The 23,998-nt window shown below is 52.4% G+C and carries 27 protein-coding genes; 20 read left to right on the top strand and 7 right to left on the bottom strand.

All coding sequences use genetic code 11. From position 1 onward, the window contains the following. Positions 1–17 precede the first annotated feature (17 nt). Together gabP and csiR are read left to right on the top strand one after the other, a co-directional pair. Positions 18–1,418, top strand: coding sequence for a GABA permease (gabP, locus tag HVZ52_RS05260; protein WP_181598955.1), 1,401 nt, complete (start codon positions 18–20; stop codon positions 1,416–1,418). Positions 1,419–1,463: 45 nt separating this feature from the next. Further along, positions 1,464–2,150: a DNA-binding transcriptional regulator CsiR gene (csiR, locus tag HVZ52_RS05255; protein ID WP_047358821.1), complete on the top strand. Its 687-nt coding sequence runs from the start codon at positions 1,464–1,466 to the stop codon at positions 2,148–2,150. Between the two features lie 12 nt (positions 2,151–2,162). Here csiR and lysM read toward each other — a convergent pair whose 3' ends face one another. Both lysM and HVZ52_RS05245 read right to left on the bottom strand, forming a co-directional pair. Next, positions 2,163–2,612, bottom strand: a complete 450-nt coding sequence (gene lysM, locus HVZ52_RS05250) for a peptidoglycan-binding protein LysM (RefSeq protein ID WP_016154138.1) — start codon at positions 2,610–2,612, stop codon at positions 2,163–2,165. Positions 2,613–2,708: 96 nt separating this feature from the next. Next, entirely contained in the window at positions 2,709–2,867 is a 159-nt protein-coding gene (locus HVZ52_RS05245; protein ID WP_003037242.1) for a YqaE/Pmp3 family membrane protein, read from the bottom strand. Positions 2,868–3,051: 184 nt separating this feature from the next. On the opposite strand from HVZ52_RS05245, the gene HVZ52_RS05240 reads away from it, so the two are divergent. From HVZ52_RS05240 to HVZ52_RS05230, 3 genes are all read left to right on the top strand, one after another. Beyond that, positions 3,052–3,351, top strand: a complete 300-nt coding sequence (locus HVZ52_RS05240; RefSeq protein ID WP_016154139.1) for a metalloregulator ArsR/SmtB family transcription factor — start codon at positions 3,052–3,054, stop codon at positions 3,349–3,351. Positions 3,352–3,360: 9 nt separating this feature from the next. Then, complete coding sequence (locus tag HVZ52_RS05235; RefSeq protein WP_049270949.1) at positions 3,361–3,888, top strand: rhodanese family protein; 528 nt, start codon at positions 3,361–3,363, stop codon at positions 3,886–3,888. Between the two features lie 80 nt (positions 3,889–3,968). Beyond that, on the top strand, positions 3,969–4,148 hold the full coding sequence (locus tag HVZ52_RS05230; protein WP_016154141.1) for a hypothetical protein: 180 nt from the start codon (positions 3,969–3,971) through the stop codon (positions 4,146–4,148). Between the two features lie 36 nt (positions 4,149–4,184). Here the strand turns inward: HVZ52_RS05230 and stpA are convergent, their stop codons facing one another. Continuing rightward, complete coding sequence (stpA, locus tag HVZ52_RS05225; protein ID WP_019077523.1) at positions 4,185–4,586, bottom strand: DNA-binding protein StpA; 402 nt, start codon at positions 4,584–4,586, stop codon at positions 4,185–4,187. 557 nt (positions 4,587–5,143) lie between these two features. Between stpA and alaE the strand changes: the two genes are divergently transcribed. Beyond that, positions 5,144–5,593, top strand: coding sequence for an L-alanine exporter AlaE (alaE, locus tag HVZ52_RS05220; RefSeq protein WP_016154144.1), 450 nt, complete (start codon positions 5,144–5,146; stop codon positions 5,591–5,593). A gap of 36 nt (positions 5,594–5,629) precedes the next feature. Here the strand turns inward: alaE and HVZ52_RS05215 are convergent, their stop codons facing one another. Together HVZ52_RS05215 and HVZ52_RS05210 are read right to left on the bottom strand one after the other, a co-directional pair. Then, positions 5,630–5,980 carry a DUF2002 family protein gene (locus HVZ52_RS05215; RefSeq protein ID WP_016154145.1) on the bottom strand — a complete coding sequence of 117 codons (351 nt, stop codon included), beginning with the start codon at positions 5,978–5,980 and terminating at the stop codon, positions 5,630–5,632. A gap of 124 nt (positions 5,981–6,104) precedes the next feature. Continuing rightward, entirely contained in the window at positions 6,105–7,439 is a 1,335-nt protein-coding gene (locus HVZ52_RS05210) for a PLP-dependent aminotransferase family protein (protein WP_053389458.1), read from the bottom strand. Between the two features lie 90 nt (positions 7,440–7,529). Between HVZ52_RS05210 and HVZ52_RS05205 the strand changes: the two genes are divergently transcribed. The 14 genes from HVZ52_RS05205 to emrB all read left to right on the top strand — a co-directional run bounded on the left by HVZ52_RS05205 (position 7,530) and on the right by emrB (position 21,632). Then, positions 7,530–7,961, top strand: coding sequence for a carboxymuconolactone decarboxylase family protein (locus HVZ52_RS05205; RefSeq protein ID WP_016154147.1), 432 nt, complete (start codon positions 7,530–7,532; stop codon positions 7,959–7,961). A 225-nt stretch (positions 7,962–8,186) separates the two neighbouring features. After that, the gene (nrdH, locus tag HVZ52_RS05200) at positions 8,187–8,432 is read left to right on the top strand and encodes a glutaredoxin-like protein NrdH (protein ID WP_016157297.1); all 246 of its coding nucleotides are present in this window, start codon (positions 8,187–8,189) and stop codon (positions 8,430–8,432) included. Next, on the top strand, positions 8,429–8,839 hold the full coding sequence (gene nrdI, locus HVZ52_RS05195) for a class Ib ribonucleoside-diphosphate reductase assembly flavoprotein NrdI (protein WP_181598954.1): 411 nt from the start codon (positions 8,429–8,431) through the stop codon (positions 8,837–8,839). Before nrdH ends, nrdI begins: the two co-directional genes overlap by 4 nt. After that, on the top strand, positions 8,812–10,956 hold the full coding sequence (gene nrdE / locus HVZ52_RS05190; RefSeq protein ID WP_047358818.1) for a class 1b ribonucleoside-diphosphate reductase subunit alpha: 2,145 nt from the start codon (positions 8,812–8,814) through the stop codon (positions 10,954–10,956). Before nrdI ends, nrdE begins: the two co-directional genes overlap by 28 nt. Before the next feature lie 10 nt (positions 10,957–10,966). Further along, positions 10,967–11,926: a class 1b ribonucleoside-diphosphate reductase subunit beta gene (nrdF, locus tag HVZ52_RS05185; RefSeq protein ID WP_016157300.1), complete on the top strand. Its 960-nt coding sequence runs from the start codon at positions 10,967–10,969 to the stop codon at positions 11,924–11,926. 354 nt (positions 11,927–12,280) lie between these two features. Then, entirely contained in the window at positions 12,281–13,483 is a 1,203-nt protein-coding gene (gene proV / locus HVZ52_RS05180) for a glycine betaine/L-proline ABC transporter ATP-binding protein ProV (protein WP_016157301.1), read from the top strand. Next, positions 13,476–14,540, top strand: coding sequence for a glycine betaine/L-proline ABC transporter permease ProW (gene proW / locus HVZ52_RS05175; protein ID WP_016157302.1), 1,065 nt, complete (start codon positions 13,476–13,478; stop codon positions 14,538–14,540). The genes proV and proW overlap by 8 nt, the downstream gene beginning before the upstream one ends. A 68-nt stretch (positions 14,541–14,608) precedes the next feature. Continuing rightward, entirely contained in the window at positions 14,609–15,604 is a 996-nt protein-coding gene (proX, locus tag HVZ52_RS05170) for a glycine betaine/L-proline ABC transporter substrate-binding protein ProX (RefSeq protein ID WP_016154154.1), read from the top strand. Between the two features lie 179 nt (positions 15,605–15,783). Then, the gene (locus HVZ52_RS05165; RefSeq protein ID WP_047358817.1) at positions 15,784–16,968 is read left to right on the top strand and encodes an MFS transporter; all 1,185 of its coding nucleotides are present in this window, start codon (positions 15,784–15,786) and stop codon (positions 16,966–16,968) included. A 122-nt stretch (positions 16,969–17,090) separates the two neighbouring features. Then, positions 17,091–17,828 (top strand): AzlC family ABC transporter permease, encoded by a 738-nt coding sequence (locus HVZ52_RS05160; RefSeq protein WP_019077531.1) that lies wholly within the window; start codon positions 17,091–17,093, stop codon positions 17,826–17,828. Beyond that, positions 17,818–18,153, top strand: a complete 336-nt coding sequence (ygaH, locus tag HVZ52_RS05155) for an L-valine transporter subunit YgaH (protein WP_016154157.1) — start codon at positions 17,818–17,820, stop codon at positions 18,151–18,153. Before HVZ52_RS05160 ends, ygaH begins: the two co-directional genes overlap by 11 nt. A 90-nt stretch (positions 18,154–18,243) precedes the next feature. Next, positions 18,244–18,774 carry a multidrug efflux transporter EmrAB transcriptional repressor EmrR gene (gene emrR, locus HVZ52_RS05150; protein WP_003037300.1) on the top strand — a complete coding sequence of 177 codons (531 nt, stop codon included), beginning with the start codon at positions 18,244–18,246 and terminating at the stop codon, positions 18,772–18,774. A 130-nt stretch (positions 18,775–18,904) separates the two neighbouring features. After that, complete coding sequence (gene emrA, locus HVZ52_RS05145; protein WP_016154158.1) at positions 18,905–20,077, top strand: multidrug efflux MFS transporter periplasmic adaptor subunit EmrA; 1,173 nt, start codon at positions 18,905–18,907, stop codon at positions 20,075–20,077. A gap of 16 nt (positions 20,078–20,093) precedes the next feature. Next, positions 20,094–21,632, top strand: a complete 1,539-nt coding sequence (gene emrB, locus HVZ52_RS05140; RefSeq protein WP_016154159.1) for a multidrug efflux MFS transporter permease subunit EmrB — start codon at positions 20,094–20,096, stop codon at positions 21,630–21,632. Positions 21,633–21,773: 141 nt separating this feature from the next. Here emrB and luxS read toward each other — a convergent pair whose 3' ends face one another. After that, positions 21,774–22,289: an S-ribosylhomocysteine lyase gene (luxS, locus tag HVZ52_RS05135; protein WP_016154160.1), complete on the bottom strand. Its 516-nt coding sequence runs from the start codon at positions 22,287–22,289 to the stop codon at positions 21,774–21,776. A 149-nt stretch (positions 22,290–22,438) separates the two neighbouring features. Further along, entirely contained in the window at positions 22,439–23,995 is a 1,557-nt protein-coding gene (gene gshA, locus HVZ52_RS05130) for a glutamate--cysteine ligase (protein ID WP_016154161.1), read from the bottom strand. Positions 23,996–23,998 lie beyond the last annotated feature (3 nt).

The following is a 23,998-nucleotide window of genomic DNA, read 5'->3' as shown; positions in this document are numbered from 1 at the left end:
TTCGAGAGGTTTAAAAGATGGGGCAAGTGTCACAATCACATGATTTAGGGGGCGGGCTGAAATCACGCCACGTCACCATGCTGTCTATTGCCGGGGTTATCGGCGCAAGTTTGTTTGTGGGTTCAAGCGTGGCGATTGCAGAAGCCGGTCCCGCAGTATTACTGGCCTATCTGTTCGCCGGATTGCTGGTGGTGATGATTATGCGCATGCTGGCCGAAATGGCCGTTGCCACCCCGGATACCGGTTCCTTTTCCACCTACGCCGATAAGGCCATCGGGCCGTGGGCGGGTTATACCATCGGCTGGCTGTACTGGTGGTTCTGGGTGTTGGTTATCCCGCTGGAAGCGAATATCGCCGCCATCATTCTGCACTCCTGGGTTCCAGGCATTCCTATCTGGCTGTTTTCTCTGGTTATCACGTTGGCATTAACCGGCAGTAATTTGCTGAGCGTCAAAAATTACGGTGAGTTCGAGTTCTGGCTGGCGCTGTGCAAAGTGATTGCCATTCTGGCGTTTATCACTCTCGGCGCGGTGGCGATTAGCGGTTTCTATCCCTATACCGAGGTCAGCGGAGTTTCGCGTCTGTGGGATCAGGGCGGTTTCATGCCCAACGGCTTTGGCGCGGTGATCAGCGCGATGCTAATCACCATGTTCTCCTTTATGGGCGCAGAGATTGTTACCATCGCCGCCGCCGAGTCCGATACCCCGGATAAGCACATCGTCCGCGCCACCAACTCGGTTATCTGGCGTATCTCCATCTTCTATCTGTGCTCTATTTTTGTGGTCGTCGCGCTGATTCCGTGGAACATGCCGGGACTGAAAGAGGTGGGCTCTTACCGCTCGGTGCTGGAGTTACTGCATATCCCACACGCGAAGCTGATCATGGACTGTGTCATATTGCTGTCGGTAACCAGTTGTCTGAACTCCGCGCTGTATACGTCGTCGCGTATGCTTTACTCCCTGAGCCGTCGTGGCGATGCTCCCGCCTTTATGGGTAAAACGAACCGGAGTAAAACGCCTTATGTGGCGGTGTTGCTGTCTACGGGTGCCGCGTTCCTCACCGTGGTGGTCAACTATTATGCCCCGGCCAAGGTGTTCAAATTCCTGATCGACAGCTCCGGCGCCATCGCCCTGCTGGTTTATCTGGTGATTGCAATTTCCCAACTGCGGATGCGCAAAATCCTGCTGGCGCGAGGCGGTGAAATTAAACTGAAAATGTGGCTCTATCCGTGGCTTACCTGGCTGGTAATCGCCTTTATTATCTTTGTGCTGGTGGTGATGCTCTTTCGCCCGGCTCAACAACTGGAAGTTATCTCTACCGGGTTGTTAGCCATAGGAATTATTTGCACCGTGCCTATTATGTCACGCTGGAAAAAACTGCTATCGTGGCAAAAAGCACCGTTGCAAAATACGCATTAAACCTTTTCCCGGCGCAGGCCGGGAAAACCGTTCAGGAGTAAGACCATGACCGCCATTCCCCAACCGACGGCCATTGATGGATACCGCTGGCTGAAAAACGACATCATCCGCGGTGTGTATCAGCCTGATGAAAAACTGCGTATGAGCCTGCTGACCTCACGCTATGAGCTTGGCGTGGGACCGCTACGCGAAGCGCTTTCGCAGTTGGTTGCCGAGCGGCTGGTCACGGTGGTCAATCAGAAAGGGTATCGTGTCGCCCCAATGTCCGAACAGGAGTTGCTCGATATTTTCGATGCCCGCGCCAATATGGAAGCCATGCTGGTCGCGCTGGCCATTGAACGCGGCGGCGACGCCTGGGAAGCTGAAATTCTGGCGCGGGCGCATATGCTCGGCAAGCTTGAAGCCGTTGACGCCAGTGAACAGATGCTCGACGAGTGGGATCAGCGCCATCAGGCTTTTCACTCGGCAATTGTCGCTGGCTGCGGTTCACAGTATCTGCTGCAAATGCGCGAACGGCTATTCGATTTGGCGGCGCGCTACCGGTTTATCTGGCTGCGAAAGACGGTGCTGTCGGTGGAGATGTTGGAAGATAAACACGATCAGCACCAAACGCTGACCGAAGCAATTCTGGCACGCGATGCTGCACGTGCCAGCGAATTAATGCGCCAGCACCTGCTGACGCCCATTCCGATTATTCAACAAGCGATGTCCGGCAAATTGCTGACGCAATAAGCCTGAACTTTCTTATTGTTCTGGAATACGCAAAACCTGCCCTGGATAAATTTTATCCGGGCTTTTCAGCATCGGTTTATTCGCTTCAAATATCTGGTTATACAGGTTGGCGTTACCGTATACCTGTTTGGCAATAGCGCTCAGGGTATCTCCTGATTTTACGGTATAAAACTGGCTTTCACTCGCCGGCGCAGAAGTTTTTACCTGATCGTCGACGCTGGCAATACCAGAGATATTACCAATCGCAATCAGGATTTTTTCTTTCGCTTCCTGACTTAATCCATCGCCAGAAACGGTGGCTTTACCTTCGTTAATTTGGACGTTCACTTTATCCGCATCCGGGATGCCCGTTTTGTTCAGGTGTTCCTGTACCTTTTTTGCCAGATCGGCAGTGTCATGGTTGCCAGTAACCGCATCCCACAGTTTTTCACCCGCATCTTTTACAAAATTAAAGAGTCCCATATCCACCTCGGTAGTTAACAATCAACACCAGGAAGTGTAGCAGAGGAGAAAGGAGCGCAAAGAAAACGGCGCCAGAGCGCCGTAGTAGAAGGGTAATTAGTTACGCGTTTGTATCCAGAAGGCGTGGATCAGACCCGGGATGTAGCCCAGCAGCGTCAGAACAATATTGAGGATAAATGCCCAGCCGAACCCCTTCCCCAGCAGCACGCCAAGCGGGGGCAGAATAATAGTAAAAACGATTCTCCAGAAACCCATACACACTCCATACAAGCAAAAAGTTACTCATTGTTTAAAAAGAGATTTTATCTCTAAGCATAGTCAGTGTACCTAACTCTGCCAGCCTTCCCCTGCTGTTTTACCCTCCTTTACGCTCTTTACGCTGGCGTACGTTGACCGTTTATTTTAGAATAAGCTTAATTTAGAATATACTTAAATACATATGACTGAACTTGAACAACTCCAGGCCAGCGCTGAGCAGGCTGCTGCCCTGCTAAAAGCGATGAGTAACCCGAAAAGGTTGCTGATTTTGTGCATGCTCTGCGGCTCACCCGGTACCAGCGCGGGCGAATTAGCCCGTGTTACCGGCCTGAGTCCTTCCGCCACTTCGCAGCATCTGGCGCGTATGCGTGAAGAAGGCCTGATAGACAGCCAACGCGATGCCCAGCGCATCCTGTACTCCATCAAAAATGCGGCCGTGAATTCACTGATCGCCACATTAAAAACACTGTATTGCCCATAAGGAGCCATCATGACCATTGGGACGATTTCCCCGCGCGAGGCGCAGACGCTGGTCGCACAAGGCGCAAAACTGATTGATATCCGCGATGCTGACGAGTATCTGTACGAGCATATTCCGGGGGCGCATCTGGCGCCATTACCTACGCTAGAGCAGGGATCGCTGCCTGCAAATTTACGCGCCGGGCAGGTGATTTTTCACTGCCAGTCAGGCAAACGTACACAAAACGCGGCGACAAAACTGAACGCTATTGCCGCGCCTGCGCAGGTCTGGTTGTTGGAAGGTGGCATTGACGGCTGGAAAGCCGCAGGTTTTCCGGTGGCAAAAGATCGTTCACAACCGTTACCACTGATGCGCCAGGTGCAGATAGCCGCCGGCAGCCTTGCCTTACTCGGCGTCATTCTGGGCTACACCGTTAGCAGCGCCTTCTTCCTGCTGAGCGGTTTTGTGGGCGCCGGGCTAATACTCGCTGGCGTGACCGGCTTTTGCGGCATGGCGCGATTGCTGGATATCATGCCCTGGAACCGACGTACTCATTAAGCGGTAATCATTGAAACTGCACTGTACCCGCTGATTGACGTGATCTATGGTGAGTTCTGCGATAAATAAAGGAGAGCAATATGTTTAAACCTGGCGATCTGGTTCAACCACGCATGGGTGGACCTAAACTGAAAGTTGTCGAAGTCAATGGCGATCACATTGTGGCGGTACACGCCAGTAATGAAAGCGGCGAAAAATTCACGCTGAAAGCAGCTGACGTGACGCGATATACCGAAGAGGGTGATTTTGGCGTTTGCTGAAAATAAGCGGTGAGGTCGCCCTCACCGCATTAATAATCAGATCAAAAAGTCATCAAGAGATTTACCGGCAGCCAGTGCCTGGGCAATTGGCTTCGGTGTGCGACCTTGTCCGGTCCATGTTTTTGTTTCACCATTGAGATCGGTAAAACGATATTTCGCCGGGCGCGGCTGACGTTTTTTAACTGAACGTGCCGTCGCAGGCGTCATGCTCAGCAGCTCTTCCGGATTGATCCCGTCTGCCTGCATCAGCGCCAGCAAAGTATTAATTTTTTCCTGCTGTTCTGCACGTTGGCGCTGTAGTTGTTCTTCTTCATCGCGGCGTTCTTTGGTCACTACCCTGAATTTTTCAAGCATATCTTCCAGCACATCAACGGAAAATTCACGAGCCATTGCACGCAGCGAGCGGATATTATTTAAGTTTTTTAACATTGAACTCATATTAACAAAACCTCTTTAACGTAAAACATAAAAACGGTATTACCCTAAATATTGTATGCAACTGCTTATTATATTTCCAGTCTAATTTATTCGCATATTACTAATCAAAAAAGCTAATTCGTGTATTTATTGCATCCATTTTGATATCGCCTATGCGATATATTCTATTCCTCTGCTAGTCGCTATAAATATACCTGCAAGGAGTCTCAGGGTATCAGTCGAGAAACAGGCCACAACATCGCGCGGAGCCGGTGCGTATACATATTGCACATTAGTCAACATTGAGAAAAGGAGCGCAAAAAATTCAGAAAAACAAGTTTCCATAACCCATTGATCTAAAATGCCTTTAATTAAATCAGCAACGAAAATACCAAAACGAACAAAAAACAAACCATTGCAGAGCATTTTATCGACAAAAAGGTAATAAATAAAAATTTTAAGCTAGTTGCTAGTTATTATCCAGGCAGATATCCTATTCAAACGCGAAAGCAGCAAGACAAATCACTAGCAAGAAGGTATTCAAAACCTTTTTTTCCCTTTTTACAAGGAGCATTAACATGTTCTCTCCGCAGTCACGCTTGCGTCATGCAGTAGCAGACACGTTCGCGATGGTTGTTTATTGTTCTGTCGTGAACATGTTGATCGAAATATTCCTTTCAGGAATGAGCTTCGAACAGTCTCTGTACTCCAGACTGGTGGCTATCCCCGTCAACATACTGATCGCGTGGCCATACGGCATGTATCGCGATTTGTTTATGCGCGCGGCGCGTAAAGCCACGCAAGCAGGATGGGGGAAAAACCTGGCGGACGTGCTGGCTTATGTCACCTTCCAGTCACCAGTGTATGTGATTATTCTATTGACGGTTGGCGCAGACTGGCACCAGATTACGGCTGCAGTAAGTTCGAACATCGTGGTATCAATGCTGATGGGCGCGGTCTATGGCTACTTTCTTGATTATTGCCGCCGCCTGTTTAAGGTCAGCAGCTATCACCAGGCTAAAGCCTGACAGATCTCTTCGCGACTGGCCCTGCCAGTCGCATTATTAGTTTGAACTAACGTCGCCAAACAACCCACTCAGATAACGCTCAAGCGCAATTCGCGAACTGAAGCCGTGCGGAATACCATAATGTTCGTGAGTCTCTCCGGCTAAATATAGCGGGAATTGCTGGTAGTGATCGCAGGTTTTAATATCCGTCGCAGGTTCCGCCAGCGAAGAGCTGCGCTCTTTTAGCGTGGGATGGATAACTAATGCGGTACGTCCCATACGTGCTTCACGGTTAACGTACACATAATTTTCGCCACGACGATAGCCGTACGTTTTTTGCGTCACTACATCGACGGTAAAGCCCACTTTTTCAAGTACGCGCGCCACCTCATCAGGTCGTAAATACATATATTTTCCTCGTTATCTTTTTTACTGCGGGCTTACCTTACCTGATTCAGCATTAGCAACGCTTTCAGAAAAGTCCATAAACGAGTGGCGATGGTGGGACTAATATCTTAAGAACCGCGCAGAATTATGTCAGCGACATCCGCAGTTGATACGCCGCCTGCTGCGCCATTTCCACCGAGCTGATGTTGGTAAACGACAGCAATATTCCCCCCTTTCCTGCTGAAGTTATTCGCCAGCGGCTTAACGCCTGAACCGCCAGCCCGGCCTGATTCGCTTTGCGCACTAGCGCAACATCATCTCCGTCGACAGTTATCACCAGCTGAATCCCTCCTTCCTGAGGAATGACGTTAAATCCTTGTTCGCTCAGCGCGTTTTCCATCCATTGACGTCGCAGGGCATAATTCTGGCGCATACGTTTTAAGTGCCGCCAGAAGTGGCCATCTTGCATAAAATCCGCCAGCGTTTGCTGCCATAAAACCGGAACGCTACAGGCCGTTAGCGCCGCCTGCTGACGAAAATGTTCGACCTGAGTCAGGGGTACCACCAGCCATGCCGTGCGCAAAGCCGGAAACATCGATTTGCTGAACGTTCCGGCATAAATCACCCGCTGGGGCGCATCCAGACTTTTTAGCGGCGGCAACGGTTTGCCGTGGTAGCGAAATTCACTGTCGTAATCATCTTCAATGATCCACGCCTGCGCCCGAGTCGCCCATTCAAGCAGTTGGTGGCGACGGTCTAATGACAGGGCGACGCCCAGCGGACTTTGGTGTGCGGGTGTGAGCAGCACAAAACGCGCCTGCGGGTAGTCACGGATCCCAGCGCAGACATCCAGGCCATCGGCATCAACTGCCACCGGCATCAGCTCAATGCGCTCCTGAGCCACCACGGGGTGAATCAACGGAAAGCCAGGATCTTCGACCCACATCCCCTCACCGGGTTGAGACAGAGCGCGCAGGATTAACGTCATTGATGCCGCGTAACCTGAAGTAATAAAAATCTGCTCCGGCTGGCACTCAATACTGCGTGAGACGCGCAGGTAATCGACAATCGCCTGACGTAACACCCGTTCGCCGCAAACATCGCCCACGGCCAGGTCAAAACGCGTTTGGGTGCGTAAACGCCGCCCCATCACCCGCGCCCAGACGTCCCGCGGGAAGAGATCGAGTGCGGGTAATCCCATCTGAAAAGGCTGCGGCCTGGGGTTTTCTCCGGCGAAGATAGCGGGAGACACAGGTGCGTTTTCCGGTCGCAGTTGCTCACTGACAAATGTTCCTGCCTGCCCGCGTCGCGCGAGCCAGCCCTGCGCCACCAGTTCTGCATAGGCATTTTCCACCGTCGAACGTGATACCCCCAGCTCCTGGGCCCAGGTCCGACTGGAGGGTAATCTTGTGCCTGGCTTTAGTTCACCTTTCTCAATGGCGTTTTTTAACTGACGGGCGATTTGCTGATAGCGTGGCATTTATGGTCTGCTTTTTTGGCAACAATATGGCTCTCTGTAGCAGTCCATTATAGTGCTACATTGCGGGTCATCCAAACGAGGAGAAATACCATGACAATGTTACGCCAGCCCTATTATGAACTCAGTCCTGAAATCTATAACGCTTTGGTTCAGGCCAGCAAAGCGCTGGAAAACTGCGCGCTGGAACCTACGCTGACGGAACTGATTTACCTGCGAGTCTCGCAAATCAACGGCTGCGCCTTTTGCCTGGAAATGCACAGTAAGGCGCTGCGCAAATCCGGTGTTGCGCAGGCCAAACTGGACGCGCTGGCAGGCTGGCGGGTGAGTCATCACTTCAGCGAGCAGGAGCGTGCGGCACTGGCGTGGGCCGAATCCGTCACCCATATAGCCAGCACCCATGCCGAAGATGACGTTTATCTGCCGCTGCTCGACCATTTTAGCGCGAAAGAGATTAGCGATCTGACGTTTGCTATTAGCCTGATGAACTGCTTTAACCGTCTGGCGGTAGGGATGCGCATGTGATTCTGCGCTGCCGGATGGCGACATAAACGCCATCCGGCAACCTGCCATAGTTTCTATCACTTCCTCCGTAACGCTCATCACCCATGCCCTCATCAATCTAAAATTACCATATCTTGTATGGTTGAATCTTTTTAAAACTACATCTAGTATCTCCTCTATCAAGACACACGCAACCTGACGCCCTCTATCGCGTCATTCTTTTACTTTTAGATGGAAATACGAATCATGCGCATTGTTATTTACACTCGTAACAACTGTGTTCAGTGCCACGCCACTAAGCGGGCGATGGAAAGCCGCGGGTTTGACTTTGAGATGGTAAACGTCGATTTACACCCCGATATGGCGGATCGCCTGCGCGATCAAGGCTTTCGTCAGTTACCGGTCGTGGTCGCAGGGGAAACCAGTTGGTCAGGATTTCGCCCGGACATGATCAACCGTCTGCGCCCGGCTCCTCAAGTGGCCAGCGCATGAGTCAGCTCGTCTACTTCTCCAGCAGCTCCGAAAATACGCACCACTTCATGCAGCGTCTGGGGCTGCCTGCCATCCGCATTCCGCTTAACGAACGCGAGCGGATCCGGGTAGACGAACCTTACATTTTAATCGTGCCCTCCTACGGTGGCGGCGGTACAGCTGGCGCGGTCCCGAGACAGGTGATCCGCTTTTTAAATGATACGCACAACCGGGCGTTAATCCGTGGAGTGATCGCCTCCGGCAATCGCAATTTCGGAGACGCCTACGGTCGCGCGGGTGATGTCATCTCACAAAAATGCGGCGTGCCGTGGCTCTATCGCTTTGAGCTGATGGGCACCCAAAGCGATATCGACAACGTGCAAAAAGGAGTGAGCGAATTTTGGCAACGACAACTGCAGAACGTGTAGAACAGCAGACGCTGGATTATCACGCCCTGAACGCCATGCTGAATCTGTACGATAAGGCCGGGCGCATTCAGTTCGACAAAGACCATCAGGCGGTAGAGGCATTCTTTACCGCCCACGTCCGCCCCAACTCGGTGGCGTTTGCCAGCCAGCAGGCGCGTCTGGACACGTTGGTGGATGAAGGCTATTACGATGCCAGCGTGTTAGCCCGCTACGATCGCGCGTTTGTGCTGAAGCTATTCGCCCACGCCCACGCCAGCGGATTTCGTTTCCAGACGTTCCTCGGCGCATGGAAGTTCTACACCAGCTATACGCTGAAAACGTTCGACGGGAAGCGCTATCTCGAAGACTTTGAGGATCGCGTAACGATGGTGGCGCTCACGCTGGCGCAGGGCGATGAAGCGCTCGCTCTGCAACTGACCGATGAAATGCTCTCCGGGCGTTTTCAACCCGCCACGCCAACCTTTTTAAACTGCGGTAAACAGCAACGCGGCGAGCTGGTTTCCTGCTTCCTGTTACGCATTGAAGACAACATGGAGTCAATTGGACGGGCGGTCAACTCGGCGCTGCAACTCTCCAAACGCGGCGGCGGCGTGGCATTTTTGCTCTCTAACCTGCGTGAGGCGGGTGCGCCCATTAAGCGCATTGAGAACCAGTCCTCTGGGGTGATTCCGGTAATGAAAATGCTGGAGGATGCGTTTTCTTATGCGAATCAATTAGGGGCGCGTCAGGGTGCGGGCGCGGTGTATCTGCACGCGCATCATCCGGATATTTTGCGTTTTCTCGATACCAAACGTGAAAACGCCGACGAGAAAATCCGTATCAAAACGCTCTCGCTTGGTGTGGTGATCCCGGATGTCACCTTCCAGTTAGCCAAAGAAAATGCCCAAATGGCGCTGTTTTCACCGTATGACGTGGAACGAATTTATGGCAAACCATTCGGTGATATCGCCGTAACTGAACGGTATGACGAACTGGTTGCCGACAAACGAGTGCGCAAAAAATACATTAACGCCCGCGATTTCTTCCAGCGGCTGGCCGAGATCCAGTTCGAGTCCGGCTACCCTTACATCATGTTTGAAGACACGGTGAATCGCGCCAATCCGATTGCCGGTCGTATCAATATGAGCAACCTGTGCTCGGAGATTTTGCAGGTTAACAGCGCTTCCACCTACGATGAAAACCTCAATTACGCACAAACAGGGCACGATATATCCTGCAACCTCGGCTCGTTGAATATCGCTCATACCATGGATTCGCCAGACTTTGGGCGCACCGTGGAAACGGCGGTTCGCGGCTTAACGGCCGTTTCGGACATGAGCCATATCCGCAGCGTACCCTCAATTGAGGCCGGGAACAGCGCATCGCACGCTATCGGTCTTGGGCAGATGAACCTGCACGGGTATCTGGCGCGGGAAGGTATCGCCTACGGCTCACCTGAAGGGCTGGATTTCACCAATCTCTATTTCTACACCATCACCTGGCATGCGCTGAATACGTCGATGAAGCTCGCCCGGGAACGCGGCAAAACCTTTGCCGGATTCAGGCAGTCCCGCTACGCCAGCGGTGAGTATTTTAACCAGTATCTGCAGGGCGACTGGCAGCCAAAAACCGCCAAGGTTCGCACACTGTTTGCCGCCAGCGGCATTACGCTGCCAACGCGTGAAATGTGGTCGCAGCTGCGTGAAGATGTCATGCGCTACGGCATTTATAACCAGAATTTACAAGCGGTTCCGCCAACGGGTTCTATCTCCTACATCAACCATGCGACATCAAGCATTCACCCGATCGTGTCAAAAGTGGAGATTCGCAAAGAGGGCAAAACCGGGCGCGTTTACTACCCTGCCCCGTTTATGACCAATGAGAATCTGGCCTTGTATCAGGATGCCTACGAGATTGGTCCACAAAAAATCATTGATACCTACGCTGAAGCAACGCGGCATGTCGATCAGGGGCTTTCACTGACGCTCTTTTTCCCCGATACCGCCACCACTCGTGATATCAACAAAGCGCAGATTTACGCCTGGCGTAAGGGCATCAAATCGCTGTATTACATCCGACTACGCCAGTTGGCGCTGGAAGGAACCGAAATCGAAGGTTGCGTGTCATGCGCGCTGTAAGGAGGACAACATGACATTATCCCGCGTGAGTGCCATCAACTGGAACAAGATTGAGGATGATAAAGATCTCGAGGTTTGGAATCGCCTGACCAGTAACTTCTGGTTACCGGAAAAGGTCCCGCTCTCCAACGATATCCCGGCCTGGCAAACGTTGAACGCCGCCGAACAGCAGCTGACTATCCGCGTTTTTACCGGGCTGACGCTGCTCGACACCATTCAGAACATAGCCGGTGCGCCAGCATTGATGGCCGATTCGTTAACGCCGCATGAAGAGGCGGTGCTATCGAATATCAGCTTTATGGAAGCGGTGCACGCCCGTTCGTACAGCTCAATTTTCTCCACTCTTTGCCAGACCAAAGACGTGGATGCGGCTTACGCGTGGAGTGAAGAAAATACCCCACTCCAGCGCAAGGCGCAGATCATTTTGACACATTACGCAAGCGACGAACCGTTGAAGAAAAAAATTGCCAGCGTGTTTCTGGAATCCTTCCTGTTCTATTCCGGCTTCTGGTTGCCAATGTATTTCTCCAGCCGCGGAAAACTGACCAATACCGCCGATCTCATTCGTCTGATCATTCGTGATGAAGCAGTTCACGGGTATTACATTGGTTATAAATATCAAAAAGGTCTGGAGCACATTTCTGAATCCGCACGCGAGGAGTTAAAGAATTTTGCCCTCGACCTGCTGATGGAATTGTATGATAACGAAGCGCGTTATACGGAAGAATTGTATGCAGAAACCGGCTGGGTGGATGACGTCAAAGCCTTCCTTTGCTACAACGCCAATAAGGCATTAATGAATTTGGGATATGAGGCATTATTCCCGCCAGAAATGGCGGAGGTTAACCCGGCAATCCTTGCCGCGCTGTCGCCCAACGCTGACGAAAACCACGATTTCTTCTCGGGTTCCGGCTCATCATACGTGATGGGAAAAGCTGTCGAAACCGAAGACGACGACTGGAATTTCTAGCGCTCATTTCCGCGGAAAATACCGTACATTTTTCGCGGAAATATTCTAACAGGATCACACTTTTGTCGTGCAAATATAATTGTGTGATCTACACTCAATATCAGTCGCATTATTCGCCTGCATTTCAGCAATTCAGGCGACTTTTCATTGCCATTTACAAAAAATATTACCCCATTCACATTCGCGCTCAGCCCTTATATCACGGGAAGTCCCGCCACATGGCCTTCGGCAATATTCGTGCCACAAACAAATTCAGGGTTGTCTCAGATTCTCAGTATGTTAGGGTAGAAAAAGGTCACTATTTCCATCAGGTAATATATCGATATAAACAAATAACAGGAATCATTCTATTGCATGGCAATTAAATTAGAAGTTAAAAATCTCTATAAAATATTTGGAGAGCATCCGCAGAGAGCTTTCAAATATATTGAAAAAGGACTTTCAAAAGAGCAGATTCTGGATAAAACAGGGCTATCGCTTGGCGTTAAGAACGCCAGTCTGGCCATTGAAGAAGGCGAGATATTTGTCATCATGGGATTATCCGGTTCGGGTAAATCCACAATGGTACGCCTTCTCAATCGCCTGATTGAACCCACCCGCGGGCAAGTATTGATTGACGGCGTAGACATCGCCCGGATATCCGATGCTGAGCTTCGCGAGGTGCGCAGAAAAAAGATTGCGATGGTTTTCCAGTCCTTTGCCCTGATGCCGCACATGACGGTCCTGGACAATACGGCATTCGGCATGGAATTAGCCGGTGTTGGCGCGGATGAACGTCGTGAAAAAGCGTTAGATGCGCTGCGTCAGGTTGGTCTGGAGAATTATGCTCACGGATACCCGGATGAACTTTCCGGAGGGATGCGCCAGCGTGTGGGCCTCGCCCGTGCATTAGCCATTAACCCTGACATCTTATTAATGGATGAGGCCTTTTCTGCCCTCGATCCGTTAATTCGTACCGAGATGCAGGATGAACTGGTAAAACTACAGGCGAAACATCAACGTACCGTGGTCTTTATTTCCCACGATCTCGACGAAGCTATGCGTATTGGCGACAGAATTGCCATTATGCAAAACGGTGAAGTGGTCCAGGTCGGCACGCCAGATGAAATCCTGAATAATCCGGCCAATGATTATGTACGCACCTTCTTCCGCGGCGTTGATATTAGCCAGGTCTTTAGTGCCAAGGATATTTCACGTCGTAGCCCTGAAGGTTTAATTCGTAAAACGCCCGGGGTCGGTCCACGTTCAGCGCTGCAATTATTGCAGGACAAAGATCGCGAATATGGTTACGTGATCGAGCGCGGCAATAAATTCGTCGGCGTTGTCTCTATCGACTCTTTAAAAACAGCATTAAGTCAGGCGCAAGGTATTGAAGCGGCATTGATCGATGAGCCGTTAGCCGTGGATGCACAAACTCCTCTCAGCGAGTTGCTTTCTCATGTCGGCCAGGCCCCGTGCGCGGTGCCGGTTGTTGATGAGGAACAACAGTATGTGGGCATCATTTCAAAACGCATGCTGTTACAGGCTTTAGATCGTGAGGGGGCAAACAATGGCTGATCAAACCAATCCGTGGGATACCACACCAGCGGCCGACAGTGCCGCACAAACCGCCGATGCCTGGAGTACGCCATCAGGCGCGCCAGCTGACGGCGGTGGCGCAGACTGGCTGACCAGCGCACCCGCGCCGGCGCCAGAGCATTTCAATATTATGGATCCGTTCCATAAAACGCTAATCCCGCTGGATAGCTGGGTCACAGAAGGGATCGACTGGGTCGTTACCCATTTCCGTCCAGTTTTCCAGGGCATTCGAGTCCCGGTGGATTATATTCTCAACGGCTTCCAGCAGCTTCTGTTGGGTATGCCAGCCCCGGTGGCGATTATCCTGTTCGCTCTGATTGCCTGGCAGATTTCCGGCGTTGGAATGGGCGTTGCTACGCTGATTTCATTGATTGCAATCGGGGCCATCGGCGCGTGGTCGCAGGCCATGATCACCCTGGCGCTGGTACTAACCGCGCTGCTGTTCTGCGTGGTGATCGGTCTACCGATGGGGATCTGGTTGGCGCGCAGTCCACGGGCGGCAAAAATTGTTCGTCCGCTGCTGGACGCCATGCAAACCACACCGGCGTTCGTCTATCTGGTGCCGATCGTCATGCTGTTTGGTATTGGTAACGTCCCGGGCGTGGTGGTGACGATTATCTTCGCCCTGCCGCCAATCGTACGTCTGACCATTCTGGGTATTAACCAGGTGCCAGCCGACTTGATTGAAGCCTCGCGCTCATTTGGCGCCAGCCCGCGTCAGATGCTGTTTAAAGTGCAGCTCCCGCTGGCGATGCCTACCATTATGGCCGGGGTCAACCAGACGCTGATGCTGGCGCTCTCAATGGTCGTCATCGCGTCGATGATCGCCGTCGGCGGACTGGGTCAGATGGTTCTGCGCGGAATCGGTCGTCTGGATATGGGGCTTGCCACCGTCGGCGGGGTTGGGATCGTGATCCTCGCCATCATTCTCGACCGCCTGACGCAGGCTGTCGGTCGCGACGCCCGTAGCCGTGGCAACCGTCGCTGGTACACCACCGGTCCCGTTGGGCTTATCACTCGCCCATTCACGAAGTAATTCACCCGTTGCCCGGTGGCGTATTGCTTACCGGGCCTATACGTCCCTCCAATAATTAAGGAACAACGATGCGACAGAACGTCATTATTGCCACAGCGTTTGCCACCCTTGTCTCCACCAGCACTTTCGCTGCCGATCTGCCAGGCAAAGGCATCACTGTACAGCCAATCCAGAGCACTATCTCTGAAGAATCCTTCCAGACGCAACTGGTCGCCCGTGCGCTGGAGAAACTGGGTTATACCGTTAACAAAACAAGCGAAGTTGACTACAACGTCGGCTATACCTCCATTGCCTCTGGCGATGCAACTTTTACCGCTGTGAACTGGCAGCCGCTGCATGATGATATGTATGCCGCAGCGGGCGGAGACAAAAAGTTCTATCGCGAGGGGGTATTCGTTACGGGTGCCGCGCAAGGTTATCTGATCGATAAAAAAACCGCTGAGCAGTATAAAATCACCAACATTGCCCAGTTAAAAGATCCGAAGATCGCCAAAATCTTTGACACCAACGGCGACGGAAAAGCAGACATGATGGGCTGCTCGCCGGGCTGGGGCTGCGAAGCGGTGATCAACCACCAGAACAAAGCCTTCGATCTGGAAAAAACCGTCGAGGTCAGCCACGGTAACTATGCGGCGATGATGGCTGACACCATTACCCGCTTTAAAGAAGGCAAACCCATTCTTTACTACACCTGGACACCGTACTGGGTGAGCGACGTTATGAAACCGGGTAAAGATGTGGTCTGGCTGCAGGTGCCGTTCTCTTCCCTGCCAGGCGAGCAGAAAGACATTGATACCAAGCTGCCAAACGGCGCCAACTACGGCTTCCCGGTGAACACTATGCATATCGTCGCCAACAAAGCCTGGGCGGAGAAAAACCCGGCTGCGGCGAAACTGTTTGCCGTCATGAAGCTGCCGCTGGCGGATATCAACGCGCAGAACGCGATGATGCACGACGGGAAGGCATCTGAAGCCGACGTGCAGGGTCACGTTGACGGCTGGATCAAAGCCCACCAGCAACAGTTTGATGGCTGGGTGAAAGAAGCGCTGGCTGCGCAGAAATAACCCCCTCGTAGGTCTGATAAGCGTAGCGCCATCACACCAATGCCGGATGGTGGCGCGATGCGCCTTATCCGGCCTACACGCCCTCCTCCCAACCGCACAATCCATCACCCAACAAATCAGCAACATTTAATCACTTACGTTATGATTGTTTTCTGCAACCCATTTTTCAGTTGAAAACCATGACGAAAACCACTCAGGGACTTAGCCCTTCGCTGATCCTGTTAATGTCTATCGCCACCGGCCTCGCCGTCGCCAGTAACTATTACGCGCAGCCGCTGCTCGACACCATCGCACGTAACTTTTCGCTATCGGCCAGCACCGCTGGCTTTATCGTCACCGCGGCCCAGCTCGGCTATGCCGCCGGCCTGCTGTTTTTAGTACCGCTTGGCGATATGTTTGAACGTCGGATGCTGATCGTCTCCATGACGCTGTTAGCGGCAGGCGGCATGCTTATTACCGCCAGTAGCCAGTCGCTGGGCATGCTGATCCTCGGCACCGCCCTGACCGGGTTGTTCTCGGTAGTGGCACAGATTCTGGTTCCACTGGCGGCGACGCTTGCCACGCCGGATAAGCGCGGTAAAGTTGTCGGCACCATTATGAGCGGCCTGCTGCTGGGTATCCTGCTGGCGCGCACCGTGGCGGGATTACTGGCCAATCTTGGCGGCTGGCGCACCGTATTTTGGGTCGCATCGATATTAATGGCGCTGATGGCGATTGCGCTGTGGCGCGGCCTGCCGAAGATGAAATCAGATACTCATCTCAACTATCCGCAACTGTTAGGCTCCGTATTCAGCCTGTTTATCCATGATAAATTGCTGCGTACCCGCGCGATGTTGGGCTGCCTGACCTTTGCCAATTTCAGTATTCTCTGGACCTCTATGGCGTTTTTGCTCGCCGCGCCGCCGTTTAACTACTCCGAAGGAACGATCGGGCTGTTTGGCCTGGCAGGGGCCGCAGGGGCGTTAGGCGCGCGTCCGGCAGGTGGTTTTGCCGATAAGGGAAAATCACATCTCACCACGACCACAGGTCTGTTATTACTGCTGCTCTCCTGGTGGGCTATCTGGTTAGGGCATAGTTCCGTACCAATGCTGATTATCGGTATCCTGGTCCTGGACCTCACCGTTCAGGGTGTGCATATCACCAACCAAACGGTTATCTATCGCATTCATCCGGACGCGCGTAATCGCCTGACCGCCGGATACATGACCAGCTATTTTATTGGCGGGGCGGCAGGTTCGCTGATTTCGGCCTCCGCCTGGCAGCATGCCGGTTGGGCTGGCGTTTGTCTGGCCGGTACGACCGTTGCCCTACTCAACCTGTTGGTCTGGTGGCGAGGATATCACCGTCAGGAAGCCGTAAATTAAGCATATAGCGTATGTTTACCGCTGATTGGGCTCCGCAGGGTGTTAAGGAGCCCATCAGTCTGCTAAGGTTATAACTCATTGAACCAAGTTATATTAATTTCGGTAATGAAACCTATAACCCTATGGAAAGCCCGATATCCCAGTCTGAACCCAGTTCTGCGACGCTAACTGAAGGATTCAAAGACAGCCTGCCAATAGTCATCAGCTATATTCCGGTCGCTTTTGCATTTGGTCTCAATGCCACTCGCCTTGGCTTTACTCCGGTTGAAAGCGTGTTTTTCTCCTGCATTATCTATGCGGGAGCCAGCCAGTTTGTCATCACCACAATGCTCGCCGCAGGCAGTTCTTTGTGGGTCGCCGCACTGACCGTCATGGCCATGGATGTACGCCATGTTTTGTACGGACCTTCCCTGCGCAGCCGAATCGCCCAGCGACTGAGCAAACCCAAAAGCGCGCTGTGGGCCTTTGGCCTCACCGATGAAGTCTTTGCCGCCGCCACGGCGAAGCTGGTACGGGATAACCGGCGCTGGAGTGAAAACTGGATGATCGGCATTGCGCTATGCTCCTGGGCCTCCTGGGTGTTTGGCACGGTGATCGGCGCGTTTTCCGGCAGTGGTTTACTCAAGGATTACCCGGCAGTTGAAGCGGCGTTGGGCTTCATGCTCCCGGCGCTGTTCATGAGCTTCCTGCTCGCCTCTTTCCAGCGTCAACAAGCACTTTGTGTGACTGCAGCACTGGCCGGCGCGCTGGCTGGCGTCATGCTGTTTTCCATTCCTGCCGCCATCCTTGCAGGCATTGTCTGCGGATGCCTGACGGCTCTTATCCAGTCATTTTGGCAGGGAGGTCCCGATGAGCTATGAGGTCTTGCTGCTTGGCCTGCTGGTCGGCTGCGTTAACTACTGTTTTCGTTATTTGCCGCTCCGTCTTGGAGTGGGCAATGTTCGCCCGACGAAGCGCGGCGCGACGGGCATATTACTCGACACCATTGGCATTGCATCAATTTGCGCCCTGTTGGTGGTGTCTACCGCGCCAGAAGTGATGCACGATTCTCGTCGGTTCGTGCCTACGCTGGTGGGGTTTGTCATACTGGGCGCAAGCTTCTATAAGACCCGCAGCATCATCATTCCAACCTTACTGAGTGCTCTGGGCTATGGATTAGCCTGGAAAATGCTGATTGTCTTATAGATAAAAACAATCATTTTAAATAAATAATACATTTACTTTATTTGTCACTGTCGTTACTATATCGGCTGAAATTAATGAGGTTATACCCAAATGGATAGTTCGTTTACGCCCATTGAACAAATGCTAAAATTTCGCGCCAGCCGCTACGAAGAGTTCCCTTATCAGGAAGTGCTTCTGACTCGTCTATGCATGCACATGCAGGGCAAGCTGCTGGAAAACCGCAATAAGATGCTGAAAGCTCAAGGGATTAACGAGACATTGTTTATGGCGTTGATTACGCTGGAGTCTCAGGAAAACCACAGTATTCAGCCTTCTGAACTGAGTTGCGCGCTTGGCTCGTCACGCACTAACGCAACCCGCATTGCGGATGAGTTAGAAAAACGTGGCTGGATCGAACGTCGCGAAAGCGATAACGATCGCCGCTGTCTGCATCTGCAATTGACCGAGAAAGGCCACGCATTTTTGCAAGAGGTGTTACCGCCTCAGCATAACTGCCTGCATCAGCTTTGGTCATCTCTCAGCACCACCGAAAAAGATCAGCTTGAGCAAATTACCCGTAAACTTCTGACCCGTCTTGACCAGATGGAACAGGATGGCGCGGTATTAGAAGCGTTGCGCTAACGCGCCGACTCGCTCAGAAATCCAGATTTATAAATGAAAAAACCGACAGGCCAGCACGCATACTGCTGGCCTGTCTGATAAACAGGTCGGCTCAGCCGATGTGAAAAAAAAGAAGATCGTGGAGAACAACATGAGCGTAAATGCGGAGACTCAAACCCCGCAGCAACCGGTCAAGAAGAATGGCAAACGTAAAAGTATGCTGCTCCTTCTGACCTTGCTCTTTATTATTATTGCCGTGGCATATGGGATTTATTGGTTTTTAGTACTGCGTCATGTCGAAGAGACAGACGATGCGTACGTGGCAGGGAACCAAGTTCAAATCATGGCGCAGGTATCAGGCAGCGTGACGAAAGTCTGGGCTGATAACACTGACTTTGTAAAACAAGGCGATGTGCTGGTCACCCTCGACCAGACAGACGCAAAGCAGGCATTTGAAAAAGCCAAAACTGCGCTGGCTTCCAGCGTGCGTCAGACGCACCAGTTGATGATCAATAGCAAGCAGTTACAGGCAAGCATTGAAGTGCAGAGAACCGCGCTGGCGCAGGCACAAAGCGACTTTAATCGCCGTGTCCCGCTGGGCAACGCCAACCTGATTGGCCGCGAAGAGCTGCAACATGCGCGTGATGCCGTCGCCAGCGCTCAGGCTCAGCTTGATGTGGCTATCCAACAATATAATGCCAACCAGGCGATGATTCTCGGCAGTAAGCTGGAAGACCAGCCCGCCGTGCAACAGGCTGCCACTGAAGTGCGCAATGCCTGGCTGGCGCTGGAACGAACCAGAATCGTCAGCCCAATGACTGGCTATGTTTCCCGTCGTTCCGTGCAGCCGGGAGCGCAAATTAGCCCGACCACGCCGCTGATGGCGGTCGTTCCAGCCACTAACCTGTGGGTGGATGCCAACTTCAAAGAAACACAGCTCGCGCACATGCGTATCGGTCAACCTGCGACCGTTATCAGCGATATTTACGGCGATGACGTGAAATATACCGGTAAGGTTGTCGGGCTGGATATGGGTACGGGCAGCGCCTTTTCCCTGCTGCCAGCACAAAACGCAACGGGTAACTGGATCAAAGTCGTCCAGCGTCTGCCGGTGCGTATTGAACTAGATGCACAGCAGCTGGCGCAGCATCCGCTGCGTATCGGTTTATCTACGCTGGTTACGGTAGATACCTCAAATCGTGACGGACAAATTCTGGCAAGCCAGGTTCGCACCACGCCGGTATCAGAAAGTAATGCACGGGAAATCAACCTTGCTCCGGTCAATAAGATGATCGAAGAGATCGTGCAGGCCAACGCGGGCTAATTCAAAGGTGCGTGTGATGCAACAGCAAAAACCGCTGGAAGGCGCGCAGCTCGTCATTATGACGATCGCGCTGTCCCTGGCGACATTCATGCAGGTGCTGGACTCCACCATTGCTAACGTGGCGATCCCCACTATCGCCGGGAACCTCGGCTCTTCACTGAGCCAGGGAACCTGGGTGATCACCTCATTCGGGGTGGCGAACGCTATCTCGATTCCGATCACCGGCTGGCTGGCAAAGCGCTTTGGCGAAGTAAGGCTATTCATGTGGTCAACTATCGCCTTCGTCATTGCGTCATGGGCATGCGGGATGTCCACCAGCCTGAACATGCTGATTTTCTTCCGCGTAATCCAGGGGATTGTCGCCGGTCCATTAATTCCGCTGTCACAAAGCTTGTTGCTGAATAACTATCCTCCCGCCAAGCGTTCCATCGCCCTGGCACTATGGTCGATGACGGTGATTGTTGCCCCGATATGCGGCCCTATTCTTGGGGGCTATATCAGCGACAACTATCACTGGGGCTGGATATTTTTCATCAACGTGCCAATCGGTGCTGCGGTGGTATTGATGACTCTGCAAACCCTGCGCGGTCGGGAAACCAAAACCGAGCAGCGGCGCATCGATGCCATTGGTCTGGCACTGCTGGTCATTGGTATCGGCAGTTTGCAGATTATGCTCGACCGCGGCAAAGAGCTGGACTGGTTCGCCTCTCAGGAGATTATCATCCTGACGGTGGTCGCCGTTGTCGCCATCAGCTTCCTGATCGTCTGGGAGCTTACCGACGAGCACCCCATTGTCGACCTCTCACTGTTTAAGTCGCGCAACTTTACCATCGGCTGTCTGTGTATCAGTCTGGCCTATATGCTCTACTTCGGCGCAATCGTCCTGCTGCCGCAGCTGTTGCAGGAGGTATACGGCTATACGGCAACCTGGGCCGGTCTGGCGTCAGCGCCGGTTGGGGTGATTCCGGTGATCTTATCGCCGATTATCGGCCGCTTCGCGCACAAGCTTGATATGCGTCGGTTAGTCACGTTCAGTTTTATTATGTACGCCGTCTGTTTCTACTGGCGTGCGTGGACGTTCGAACCGGGTATGGACTTTGGCGCATCGGCCTGGCCACAGTTTATTCAGGGTTTCGCGGTAGCCTGCTTCTTTATGCCGCTGACGACTATCACGCTGTCCGGCTTACCGCCTGAGCGTCTGGCCGCGGCATCAAGTTTGTCGAACTTTACGCGAACGCTGGCCGGCTCTATTGGTACATCAATTACGACGACGATGTGGACTAACCGCGAGTCACTTCACCATGCGCAGTTAACGGAATCCGTTAATCCTTACAATCCAAATGCGCAGGCAATGTACGATAAGCTGCAGGATTTAGGGATGACGCACCAGCAGGCGTCAGGCTGGATAGCCCAGCAGATCACCAATCAGGGGCTGATTATTTCCGCCAACGAAATCTTCTGGATGTCGGCGGGGATCTTCCTGGTCTTGCTTGGCCTGGTGTGGTTTGCCAAGCCACCCTTCGGTGCGGGCGGCGGCGGCGGTGGCGCGCACTAAATATCTGATAAAAGGGATCTGCGGATCCCTTTTTTATTGCCCCGTAAACCACCTCCCAGGGAGATGGTTTACGGGAGGCAATAAAAAACCCCGGTTATAAGCCGAGGTTAATTTAAATACTGGAACAACTAATCAGTATGACTAAATATGCAGTTCCTGCAGTTTCTCTTTCGGCAGCGCCAGCTCTTCATTGCTGTTAACGCGTACATCATGCTCCAGAATATGACGTGCGATATCCTGTGCTTCGCTAAGAGAGTGCATCTGATACGTGCCACACTGGTAAACGTTCAGCTCCGGGATCTGGTTTTGATCCTGCACTTTCAGCACGTCCGCCATCGCCGCTTTCCACGCGTCGGCAACACGCTGCTCGTCTGGCGTACCAATCAGGCTCATGTAAAAGCCAGTGCGGCATCCCATCGGAGAGATATCGATAATCTCCACGCCGTTGCCGTTGAGATGGTTACGCATAAAACCTGCAAACAGATGTTCCAGCGTGTGGATACCTTTCTCAGGCATCACTTCTTTGTTCGGAATGCAGAAACGCAGATCAAACACGGTGATTGCGTCGCCATGCGGGGTGTTCATCGTTTTTGCAACCCGGACCGCGGGAGCTTCCATCCGGGTGTGATCGACAGTAAAACTATCTAACAACGGCATTTAGCCACCTCCGATAAATTTTTTGAAAATAATCTGAACTCTTTGTTCCGGGGCGAGTCTGAGTATATGAAAGACGCGCATTTGTTATCATCATCCCTGTTTTCAGAGATGAAATTTTGGCCACTCCCGAGTGGCCTTTTTCTTTTGTATCAAGCGTGCTTTTCCAGCCACACGCTAAACGGCTCAGTATCAGCCGCTTCGATCTCCTGCTGACGACGCTTTGAAGCCTCGGTTTCAGCAATAAATTCCGCTTCCTGCAATATTTCTAACGGCTCTTCACGCAGCAGATTTCGGTAAGCCTCACCCAGCGCTTTACCCGTGCCGCCAATGCCTTCATCAATCATAGACCGTAGGATGCGGGCAGAGAAAGTCAGTTCTGGGTTGTCAAAACAGGCAACCAGTTCATCACAGACCTTTTGATACTCCTCTCCCCCATCGATGCTGTCCAGCGTTTGTGCCACGCGTTTCAGATCACGGAACAGATCTTTCCCTACCTTAGGCAGCGGGAACTGGGCTGTTTCACAGCCAATACCTAACGTCAGCCCAGGCTTACGACCTTCAAGAATCACCCGATTCCAGTTTTTACGCGTACACAGCAATTCATCGCTGCTCATTTCCGGGGCATCGGCCAGAGCACACCAGACCATAAACAGATCGAGGAAACGCACCTGCTGCTCGTCCACGCCGATCGGTGAGAACGGGTTGATATCCAGTGAACGAACTTCGATGTACTCAATACCGCCACGCAGAAGCGCGTCAGAAGGCGTTTCGCCACGACGAGTGACGCGTTTCGGGCGAATAGGCGCATACAGCTCATTTTCAATCTGCAGAACGTTGCTGTTGATTTGCAGACGCTTACCGTCCTTCTCCAGACCGATCGCCGCGTACTCCTCGGAAGGGGTTTTAATCGCGCGCTTTAATCCTGCCACATACTCATGCAAATCGTTAAACGTAATTCCGAGATTGCTTTGCGACTTATTGGTATAGCCCAAATCACTCAGGCGCAGCGACGTCGCATACGGCAGGTAATACATCCCACAGTCGGTTTTTTCAAACGGCAGGGTTGTCGGTTTTCCTTGCAGGAAAGAGGAACAAATGGCCGGAGAGGCGCCAAACAGATACGGGATCACCCAACCAAAACGGTAGTAGTTGCGGATCAGACGGAAGTAACCCGCGGAGATCTTCTCTTTAGCATCTTCGCCGTCCGTTACGCCACATTTCGCCTGCCAGAAAGCCATCGGCAATGAGAAATTGTAGTGTACGCCGGAGATAGTCTGCATCAACGCGCCGTAACGGTTTTTGAGGCCTTCACGGTACAGCGTTTTCAGACGACCAGTATTCGACGTACCGTACTGCGCCAGTTCGATATCCTGACCTTCGGCAATATAGCAAGGCATGCTCAACGGCCACATACGCTCGTCGCCCAGATTCCTGGCGGTATACCGATGCAGGTCGCGCATAAATGTGAGCATTTTCTCAATGTCGTCGCCTGGAGGCGTAATAAACTCCAGCAGTGCTTCGGCAAAGTCAGTGGTTATCCATTTATGCGTTAGCGCTGAGCCTAACACCTCAGGATGGCCTGTCGTTGCTAATGACCCATCTGCATTAACGCGCAGCGTTTCGCGCTCCAGCCCACGTTGAATCCCCTTTAACGCCTGAGGATGGTTTTCCAGCCAGGCCAGCGCCTGTGATACGTCCGGGATCAAATT

Source organism: Citrobacter sp. RHB36-C18 (genome assembly GCF_013814485.1).
GTDB classification, from domain to species: domain Bacteria; phylum Pseudomonadota; class Gammaproteobacteria; order Enterobacterales; family Enterobacteriaceae; genus Citrobacter; species Citrobacter braakii.
This window is presented reverse-complemented; position numbering and strand designations above follow the sequence as displayed.